General features: G+C 36.5%; 10 protein-coding genes. 7 read left to right on the top strand and 3 right to left on the bottom strand.

Features of this window, described 5'->3' with window-relative positions; translation table 11 throughout:
- Nucleotides 1-350: sulfatase-like hydrolase/transferase (locus ACILQF_RS07310; RefSeq protein WP_395626761.1), on the bottom strand; the 350-nt coding region annotated here is incomplete at its 3' end.
- 140 nt (nucleotides 351-490) lie between these two features.
- Between ACILQF_RS07310 and ACILQF_RS07305 the strand changes: the two genes are divergently transcribed.
- Nucleotides 491-2,008, top strand: a complete 1,518-nt coding sequence (locus ACILQF_RS07305) for an arylsulfatase (protein ID WP_395626760.1) — start codon at nucleotides 491-493, stop codon at nucleotides 2,006-2,008.
- A gap of 77 nt (nucleotides 2,009-2,085) precedes the next feature.
- Here ACILQF_RS07305 and ACILQF_RS07300 read toward each other — a convergent pair whose 3' ends face one another.
- The gene (locus ACILQF_RS07300; RefSeq protein WP_395626759.1) at nucleotides 2,086-3,504 is read right to left on the bottom strand and encodes an ATP-dependent RecD-like DNA helicase; all 1,419 of its coding nucleotides are present in this window, start codon (nucleotides 3,502-3,504) and stop codon (nucleotides 2,086-2,088) included.
- Nucleotides 3,505-3,577: 73 nt separating this feature from the next.
- On the opposite strand from ACILQF_RS07300, the gene ACILQF_RS07295 reads away from it, so the two are divergent.
- The 3 genes from ACILQF_RS07295 (at nucleotide 3,578) to coaD (ending at nucleotide 5,563) form a co-directional block, all read left to right on the top strand.
- Complete coding sequence (locus tag ACILQF_RS07295) at nucleotides 3,578-4,477, top strand: DUF3822 family protein (protein ID WP_395626758.1); 900 nt, start codon at nucleotides 3,578-3,580, stop codon at nucleotides 4,475-4,477.
- A complete protein-coding gene (locus ACILQF_RS07290; RefSeq protein WP_395626757.1) occupies nucleotides 4,468-5,007 on the top strand; it encodes an RsmD family RNA methyltransferase in 540 nt (179 codons plus the stop codon). The genes ACILQF_RS07295 and ACILQF_RS07290 overlap by 10 nt, the downstream gene beginning before the upstream one ends.
- Nucleotides 5,008-5,101: 94 nt before the next feature.
- Complete coding sequence (gene coaD / locus ACILQF_RS07285) at nucleotides 5,102-5,563, top strand: pantetheine-phosphate adenylyltransferase (RefSeq protein WP_395626756.1); 462 nt, start codon at nucleotides 5,102-5,104, stop codon at nucleotides 5,561-5,563.
- A 6-nt stretch (nucleotides 5,564-5,569) separates the two neighbouring features.
- Here coaD and ACILQF_RS07280 read toward each other — a convergent pair whose 3' ends face one another.
- A complete protein-coding gene (locus ACILQF_RS07280; protein WP_395626755.1) occupies nucleotides 5,570-6,175 on the bottom strand; it encodes an NUDIX hydrolase in 606 nt (201 codons plus the stop codon).
- Here ACILQF_RS07280 and pyrE point away from each other — a divergent pair.
- From pyrE to ACILQF_RS07265, 3 genes are all read left to right on the top strand, one after another.
- Complete coding sequence (gene pyrE / locus ACILQF_RS07275; protein ID WP_395626754.1) at nucleotides 6,174-6,815, top strand: orotate phosphoribosyltransferase; 642 nt, start codon at nucleotides 6,174-6,176, stop codon at nucleotides 6,813-6,815. The two genes, ACILQF_RS07280 and pyrE, sit on opposite strands and share 2 nt — an antisense overlap.
- 16 nt (nucleotides 6,816-6,831) lie before the next feature.
- Nucleotides 6,832-7,233, top strand: coding sequence for an SRPBCC family protein (locus ACILQF_RS07270; protein ID WP_395626753.1), 402 nt, complete (start codon nucleotides 6,832-6,834; stop codon nucleotides 7,231-7,233).
- 227 nt (nucleotides 7,234-7,460) lie between these two features.
- Nucleotides 7,461-8,915 (top strand): Clp protease N-terminal domain-containing protein (locus tag ACILQF_RS07265; protein ID WP_395626752.1); only part of this gene is annotated, 1,455 nt, incomplete at its 3' end.

Genomic DNA, 8,915 nt, shown 5'->3' with positions numbered 1-8,915 from the left:
ACACTATCTGGATAATCAGTGGGAGTATCTTTTTTTACATTGGTCCAGTTTGTAATTCTATGCCTAGCCACATTCATTCCGGTAGCTAAACTCACCCTGCTAGGTGTACAAACAGGATTTGAATATGCATTACTGAATTTCATGCCTCTTTTTGCCAATCGCTCCATATTGGGAGTACGATAGCGATCGTTAAATGGCGTTTTTTTATCCCAAAATGGCACAGAACTGTCTTGCCAGCCCATATCATCCACCAGAAAAACAATGATATTTTTCTTGCTTCCTTGCGAATATGTCGCCTGAAAAGATAATATCATAAAACTTAAAACCAGAATTGATCCAATCTTGTTCATAAAAAACTTATGCATTAATTTAGCTTCAAAGTAATAAAAAAACTCAAGGATAGATTGCCCAAAAGCAATTTTTAATCAATTGAAGAAATTACATCTTATTTTTTATATTGCGTTAGAACAATTTAATTAATTACAAAAAAATGGAGTGGAATAGCTTAAATCTAAAAAAATGGGTGTTAAAAGTTGGAAATATCCTATTACTATTATCTATTCCATTTATTTCAATCGCACAGCGTGCGACATCAAAACCCAATATCATCTATATTTATGCGGATGATTTAGGCTATGGCGAATTGGGAAGCTATGGACAAACGAAAATAAAAACACCAAATCTTGATCAATTAGCTAAGGAGGGCATGCGCTTTACGCAACATTATAGCGGAGCTCCTGTTTGCGCTCCATCAAGAAGCATACTTATGACTGGAAAGCATTCTGGACACTCCTATATTAGAGGGAATTATGAACTAGGTGGCTTTGCAGATAGTTTGGAGGGCGGACAAATGCCTATGCATGAAGGCGCTTACACTGTAGCTAAAATGCTGAAAGAAAGAGGTTATAGCACTGCACTGGTAGGAAAATGGGGTATGGGCGTTACCAATACAACTGGAAGTCCTCTGAAACATGGTTTCGACTACTACTATGGATACCTCGACCAAAAACAAGCACATAATTTTTACCCTACTCATCTTTGGGAAAATGACAAGTGGGATGCTTTAAATAATCATTCATTCATGGTTCATGGCAAAATAGACCCTAAAACTGCTACTGACGCAGATTTTAATAAATTTATTGGGAAAGATTATGCACCAGCAAAAATGACTCAAAAAGCACTAGGCTTTTTAGATAAAAACAAAGACAATCCTATCTACTTATACCTACCCTACCCATTGCCACACTTAGCTTTACAAGCTCCCGAGGAGTATGTAAAAAAGTATGTAGGGCTGTTTGATGAGAAGCCATATTATGGAGAAAATGGTTATGCACCGAGCAAATACCCCCTTTCTACCTACGCAGCGATGATTACTTTTCTGGATGACCAGGTTGGAGCTATAATGCGAAAGGTGAAGGAATTGGGATTGGAAGATAATACCATCATTATGTTTTCAAGTGATAATGGCGCCACTTTTTCGGCGGGCGTGGATAGCAAGTTTTTTAATAGTGTTTCAGGATTAAGAGGATTAAAAATGGACCTTTATGAAGGTGGAATAAGGGTGCCTTTTATTGCTAAGTGGCCAAAAAAGATCAAAGCAAATTCAGTAAGTGACCATGTATCTGCCCAGTTTGACATCATGGCTACCCTGGCCGAGATAACTGGAAATAAAATCACCAATACCGATGGAATCTCGCTACTCCCAGAACTTTTGGGCAAAACAAAAGATCAACAAAAACACGGGTTCCTTTATTTTGAATATCCGGAAAATGGCGGACAATTAGCAGTAAGAATCGGTAATTGGAAGGGTGTTAAACTGAATGTAAGAAAGCAACCAAACGGTGAATGGCAATTATTTGATCTGGGGAAAGATAGAAATGAGACCACTGACATTGCTGCTTTACACCCACAAATTATTGCAGAAATGAAGGCTATTGTGAAAAGAGAACATGTTCACCCCCACATTTTAGATTGGGAATTCATCGATCCAAAAGTTGTGAAAAAATAAAGTTTGATATCATTATCCAAGAATTAAATCTATTTATTAAACAATCCGGATTAATAAATTTTTATTCTTGAAATAGATTATTGAGCTTTTTCAGCAAAAAACTGATCGCTAAAGTTTACAAGAAATAACTCTGAAGAAGAGCGGGTTACACCGGTATAAAGCCATCTTAAAAATTCTGTATTGAGCATTTCATCCGTAAGATAACCCTGATCAATAAAAACAGCAGGCCATTGCCCCCCTTGGGCCTTATGACATGTTACAGCAAAGGCGAATTTTATTTGAAGTGCATTATAATATGGATCTTTTTTCAATTCCTCCATTCGTAATTTCTTATTCTCAATATGCATATAGTCCTCCAAAACTGCCTCATACAAACGTTTACTATCTGCATTCGACAGGCTTGGCGTTTCACAATACAGAGTATCCATTAATACCTTACAACTTAATGGTTCTTGATCGGGATAGTCGAGAAGCTCTATCACAACTTCCGCAAAACGGAAACCATATTGCTCTTCTACCCTTCTAACCTTTCTAATTTTAGCAATATCACCATTTGCAATAAAATCGCCGCTTAAGTCTTCTGGTTTCAACCAGTAATAATTATTACGAACAATCATTATGTGATCACCACCAGTTATTTCCTCTTCACGATAAAGAATACGATTGCGAATATTTTGGTTATAAGCATTAGCGTTCTTGTTTGAGCGACAAATAACAATGGTATTCTCCATTCCATATTTATCGTAGGCATAATTTAAACCTTCTACCAAACGCTCCCCCGTCATTCTAAAAATATCCTTAAAAGATTTAGTTTTAAACTTCGGAAACACTTGCTTTTCCTGACGAATCAATTCCCGAATTTCAGTCGCATTAAAAAGAATACCCGATTGCTTTTCCTGCCTAACCACATCGGTCAATTCATAGCTAAATACTTCGAGACCGAACTGTGCATTAAGTAAATCTTTTTCTAGAGCGGGACTTGTAGCAGAGCCAACAGGAGGAAGTTGTGCTGTGTCACCAACAAGCATCAGTTTACAGTTTTTACTGTTGTAAACATAGCTTACAAGGTCTTGTAAGAGGCTTCGGCGACTATAATCATGTGCCAAATCGGAAATCATGGAAGCCTCATCCACAATAAAAAGAGTGTTCTCCATGAGGTTTTCACCGAGTACAAAGTTCATATCCGGACTAGCAGCTACCTTTTTACGGTATATTTTTTTGTGGATGGTAAATGCCTTGCGGCCAGAATAATTGCTAATCACTTTGGCTGCACGACCCGTAGGCGCAAGCAAGACCGATTTGAGTTTTACCTGAGGCAAAACCTTTACCAAGGCACTAATTAAAGTCGTTTTCCCGGTACCCGCATAACCCCTAAGTACAAAACAGGAGTCCACATTGCTAGAAAGCACAAATTTTTGCAATAACGAAAACACTTCACGCTGTTGGAAGGTAGGAATATTTCCGAAATTTTGCTCAAGTAGACTGTGGAAATTCATTGACGCAAATTGCAAAATCTTAACTTAAATTTCTTGAAAGAATGCTATGGAAATCAAATAAATAATTAGCAAATTGAAAGAATTAAAAAAATATAGTGGAGAAACTATACTTTTGTTATCGATGAACAAATTACTGCACTTAATTGACGATGAGTTTCAATCTCAAAATGCCGCTAAATGCGATCTATTCATACATTTAGGCTTTGAAACAATTCAATATGCAATCCTTGATAAAGTTAGAGACGAACTTAAAGCACTCGTTGAATATGAATTAAACGCTGCTTGGAGCCCTATCAGCTTGATCGAAGCAATAAAAAGTCTGCCAGAATGTGAAAAGGAATTTAAATACCCTTTCAATAAAATAAAAATATCATTTGATAGCTACCAGTTTACATTCATTCCCAAAGAATTATTTACTGAAGGTAATGTACTGGAATATTCCAAATTCATTGAAAATACAGATGCAGCCGACGTTTTATGCAAGCCAATACCTGCTGCAAAAATTCAAAATATTGTTAAAATAAATTCAGATTTACATCTTGCACTAAAAAATATTTTTGGCGAAGCCCTTATTCTGAGCCAAGCAAATGCATTTATTCAAGGAATATCCAAATATTACCTTCAATCAAATGAAGCATCCTTTTTTATTGATATTCACGGAAAGCATATTCAAATAGCATATTTTGAAAATTCTAATTTATTATTTTACAATATTTTCGATTGTGTAAATGCCGATGAACTGAACTACTTCATTCTAAATTGTATCGAAACTCTTGGAATAGATGTTCAAAATTGTTCAGTTATGCTTTCGGGAAAGGTAGTGAAGGATGATCAATCTTTTCAGCGAGTAGAAAAATATTTTGATGCTATTCAATTTACTGATAGTTCGTTAATTGTAAAACATCCCGAGAAATTTAACGAGGTTTTAAAACATAGCTATTTCCCGCTAATTTCACTCGACCAATGCGAATAATAGGTGGAAAACTAAAAGGACAACGCTTAAATCCACCTGCCAATCTTCCTGTTAGACCAACCACAGACCAGGCTAAGGAAGCGCTTTTCAATATTCTGTACAACCAGTTTGACTTTGAGAAGTTGAAAGTTTTAGACCTTTTTAGCGGAACCGGAAATATAACGATGGAATTTGCTTCGCGCGGTGTTCCCGAAATATATTCAGTAGATAGGGATTTTGGATGTATTAACTTTTTAAAATCACTAATAAAACAATACGATCTAACTAATATTAAACCTATTAAATCGGATGTTTTTAAATATTTGGAATTAGAAACAGAGAAATTTGACTTAATTTTTGCTGATCCTCCATACGACCTTCCGCAGATGAACCTTATTGCAACGAAAGTTTTAGAGAAAGAACTATTGAAGGCAGATGGGTATTTAATTGTTGAACATCCAAGCATGAAAAAAATCGACAATCATCCTTTATTTATTGAACAGCGGAAATATGGCTCCTCCTCTTTCAGCTTTTTCGGAAAAAAGGAGTAATTAATATAGATATCACCATTAATAGTTAAATTTATATGGAATTTCAATACTATTAATCAATCTTGCTGACTGATAAAATAAAAAAAACAAAGCAATGAAAATCGCACTTTTTCCAGGATCCTTTGATCCGGTTACTAAAGCACATGTTGATATATTAAAACGTTCATTACCTTTATTTGACAAGGTTGTAATTGGAATTGGCTTAAACAGTACCAAGGCCGCATATTTGAGTCTGAAGAAACGTAAAGAAATTTTAAGAGCTGTTTTTGCGGAAGAGCCTAAGGTAGATGTGCAGACTTACGAGGGGCTAACCGTTGAATTTTGCAAGCAAATAAATGCTAATTACATGATTAGAGGAATACGCACCGTTTCGGATTTTGAATATGAAAAAGCGATCGCTCAAATGAATCATGCACTTGCACCTGATATAGAAAGCATTTTCATAGTAAGTAAGCCCGGCTATTCCTCAATCAGTTCAACCATTGTACGTGATATCATGCGTAACAACGGAGATGTGAAGCAATTTATACCCAAAGAGGCAGTCGATTTACTCTAAAATTCACTAAATTATTTTTATCAAATCTTTAATTAAGGGGTAGGTATTTTCTTGAACTAGAGATAAATCAAGTTTAGATAACCAGCGAACTTCCGTAATTCCTTCTTCCAATTGTGGAATCAATTTTTCTCGTTTAGTTGACTTCATCCAATACCAAGCAGTTTTTTTGATCACTTTAGCCCCATTCATCACATAAATATGATAGGTATTACATATCTTTTCACCACTACTTTCTATCCTAATACCACATTCTTCTTCAACCTCACGTATTGCAGCTGCTCTTGAGCCTTCACCCTTTTCAATTTTTCCCTTTGGCAGGTCCCATTTTCCATTCCTTAAGATAAATAAACACTCATTTTCCTCATTTCTAACAATCCCACCTGCTGCCTTTATTGAAATCATAGAGCGCTTAATACTTTTGAAGATGGGCTTGAACTGTGGGGATAAAACAAGAAATATTTTCGGGCTTGATAGCGCACTGGCATGAGCAAAAAAATCAACAAAATCAAAATCTGCTATATTAAGTGCCTGATAATCAGAAAGATTTTTTGGTACAGATTCTGTGATGATTAAAACTGCTTCGTTGATATAAATTTTATAAATTTGTGCCATGATTAATAATAGTGAAGTTGAACAGAAGGTAGCAGAATTTCTGCTACAAATTAAAGCAATTAAATTGCAACCAAGCAATCCATTTACATGGGCTTCTGGCTGGAAATCTCCTATATACTGCGATAACCGCATCACTTTATCACATCCATCCATTAGAACATACATTCGCCAGCAACTTTCTTCCTTAATTCAGGAGGAATTCGGATCTGTTTCGGTTATTGCCGGAGTAGCTACAGCGGGAATTCCACAAGGAGTTTTAGTTGCACAAGATTTAGGTTTACCTTTTATTTATGTTCGTGCCAAAGCGAAAGAACATGGTACAGGCAACTTAATTGAAGGAGAATTTACTCCAGGACAGCGTGTTATTGTTGTGGAAGATCTTATTTCAACGGGGAAAAGTAGCCTTCAAGCTGTACATGCACTAAGAGAAGCTGGTTGCGAAGTAGCCGGATTAGTTGGTATTTTCAATTATGGCTTTGATGCTGCAGATGAAAATTTCAAAAACGCCAAATGCAGATTTTTAACCTTATCCAATTATACGGCCTTAATAGAATATGCTGCCGAACATAATTTTGTGTCAGCTGAAGATCTAAATATTTTAAGAAAATGGCGCCAGAACCCAGAGGCTTGGGGACAATAAATCTAAAAATAATTACATGACTATCATTGAAAGTAAGGTGTTGATCAATAAACCAATTAATGAGGTTTTTGAATTTTTATCCGACCTAAATAATCATCAGCAGCTGATGCCCGAAAATATTTATAACTGGTCGTCAACAAAGGAAGAAGCACGATTCACCATTCAAAATATGGCCAAACTTGCTATTAAAATCTCCTCAATTACAGAGAATAAAGAAATTATTGCAAGTCCGACTGAGGAAGTCCCATTTTCGCTAGAGCTCAAATGGACGCTTAATGATCATGGTAATGGCCAAACGGAAGCAGTGCACGCCATTTCAGCGGATTTAAACATGATGATGAAAATGATAGTTGTTGGCCCATTACAAAAACTCGTTGACCACCAAACAAATGCCTTAAAAACTATCCTTTCGGCATAAGAAAAAAGAAATCTCAGTAGAAAACTCCTAAGCTAAACTTAGGAGTTTTTTGTTTTTAAACAAATTTCAAACATTATTAAGCTTTGATTGTCAAAAACAATGGACAAAATTTGTTGTAAAATTTTGAAAACCAGACAATTAGTCATATAAAAAATAATTTATATGACGAAATAGCAGTCCGATAAGCCTAAGCAAAAATGGCAGCCAATTTGCTTACAGATAAACATATGAATTTAAACAACTTCACCATCAAAGCACAGGAAGCCGTTCAAAAGGCTTCTGAAATAGCGAGCGGAAATCAGCAGCAAGCTATTGAAACTGCACACCTGCTTAAAGGATTATTAACTGTTGATGAGAATGTAATCAGTTATTTACTGAAAAAGCTGAACATCAACATTAATCGAATTACAGAAGTAACTGATGCTCAAATACAAAGCTTTCCAAAAGTTAGCGGAAGTGAAATTTATCTTTCATCGGGTGCAAATTCAGCTTTACAAAAAGGATTGTCCTATTTAAAGGAATTTAAAGATGAATTTGTTTCTGTAGAGCACCTGCTTCTGGGATTATTAAGTACAGGCGACAAGGTTAGTTCTATCTTAAAAGACGCCGGCATGAATGAGTCGGATCTCAAAAAAGCCATTCAAGAGCTAAGAGGCAATAGTAAGGTTACTGATCAGAATGCTGAAGCTACATATAATGCGTTGAATAAATATGCACGCAACCTCAATGAATATGCAGAATCTGGCAAGCTCGACCCTGTTATTGGTCGTGATGAAGAAATAAGACGTGTAATTCAAATACTTTCGCGCAGGACAAAAAACAATCCGATTTTAATTGGTGAACCTGGCGTTGGTAAGACCGCCATAGCTGAAGGAATTGCTTTCCGGGTGATACAGGGTGATGTTCCTGAAAATCTAAAATCAAAAACAGTCTTTTCCCTAGACATGGGTGCATTGATTGCCGGCGCAAAATACAAAGGCGAATTTGAAGAACGTTTGAAAGCGGTAATTAAAGAAGTTACGCAAAGCGATGGGGAAATCATTCTATTCATTGATGAAATACACACACTTGTAGGCGCTGGAGGAGGCGAAGGTGCTATGGATGCGGCAAACATCCTAAAACCTGCACTTGCCCGTGGGGAGCTACGAGCAATTGGTGCCACTACCCTCAACGAGTATCAAAAATACTTCGAAAAAGATAAAGCTCTGGAGCGTCGTTTCCAGAAAGTGTTAGTCGATGAGCCAAATACTCAGGATGCTATTTCAATCCTAAGAGGATTAAAAGAACGTTATGAAACTCACCATAAAGTTAGAATAAAGGATGAAGCGATTATTGCCGCTGTTGAACTTTCCCAGCGCTACATTTCAGATCGCTTCCTTCCCGATAAGGCTATAGATTTAATGGATGAAGCCGCTTCAAAGCTTCGTTTAGAGATGGATTCTGTTCCTGAGGTTGTGGATGAGCTAAATCGCAAAATTATGCAGTTGGAGATTGAGCGCGAGGCTATTAAAAGAGAAAATGATGAGAAAAAAGTTAAGGAGCTTTCCGAAGAAATTGCCAACCTATCAACCGAACGTGATTCGCTAAGAGCGCGTTGGAAAGCAGAAAAAGACCTTGTGGACGCTATTAACAACGAAGGCGAGCAAATTGAAAGCTTCAAGTTGGAAGCCGATCAGGCAGAA

It is taken from the genome of Daejeonella sp. (assembly GCF_044232565.1).
In the GTDB taxonomy this organism is placed as follows: Bacteria; Bacteroidota; Bacteroidia; order Sphingobacteriales; family Sphingobacteriaceae; genus Daejeonella.
This window is presented reverse-complemented; position numbering and strand designations above follow the sequence as displayed.

Bases quoted from the DNA above. Each gene is read 5' to 3' on its own strand.
- ACILQF_RS07305 (WP_395626760.1), top strand. From the start codon at position 491: ATGGAGTGGAATAGCTTAAATCTAAAAAAATGGGTGTTAAAAGTTGGA.
- ACILQF_RS07300 (WP_395626759.1), bottom strand. From the start codon at position 3,504: ATGAATTTCCACAGTCTACTTGAGCAAAATTTCGGAAATATTCCTACC.
- ACILQF_RS07290 (WP_395626757.1), top strand. From the start codon at position 4,468: ATGCGAATAATAGGTGGAAAACTAAAAGGACAACGCTTAAATCCACCT.
- coaD (WP_395626756.1), top strand. From the start codon at position 5,102: ATGAAAATCGCACTTTTTCCAGGATCCTTTGATCCGGTTACTAAAGCA.
- pyrE (WP_395626754.1), top strand. From the start codon at position 6,174: ATGATTAATAATAGTGAAGTTGAACAGAAGGTAGCAGAATTTCTGCTA.
- ACILQF_RS07280 (WP_395626755.1), bottom strand. From the start codon at position 6,175: ATGGCACAAATTTATAAAATTTATATCAACGAAGCAGTTTTAATCATC.
- ACILQF_RS07270 (WP_395626753.1), top strand. From the start codon at position 6,832: ATGACTATCATTGAAAGTAAGGTGTTGATCAATAAACCAATTAATGAG.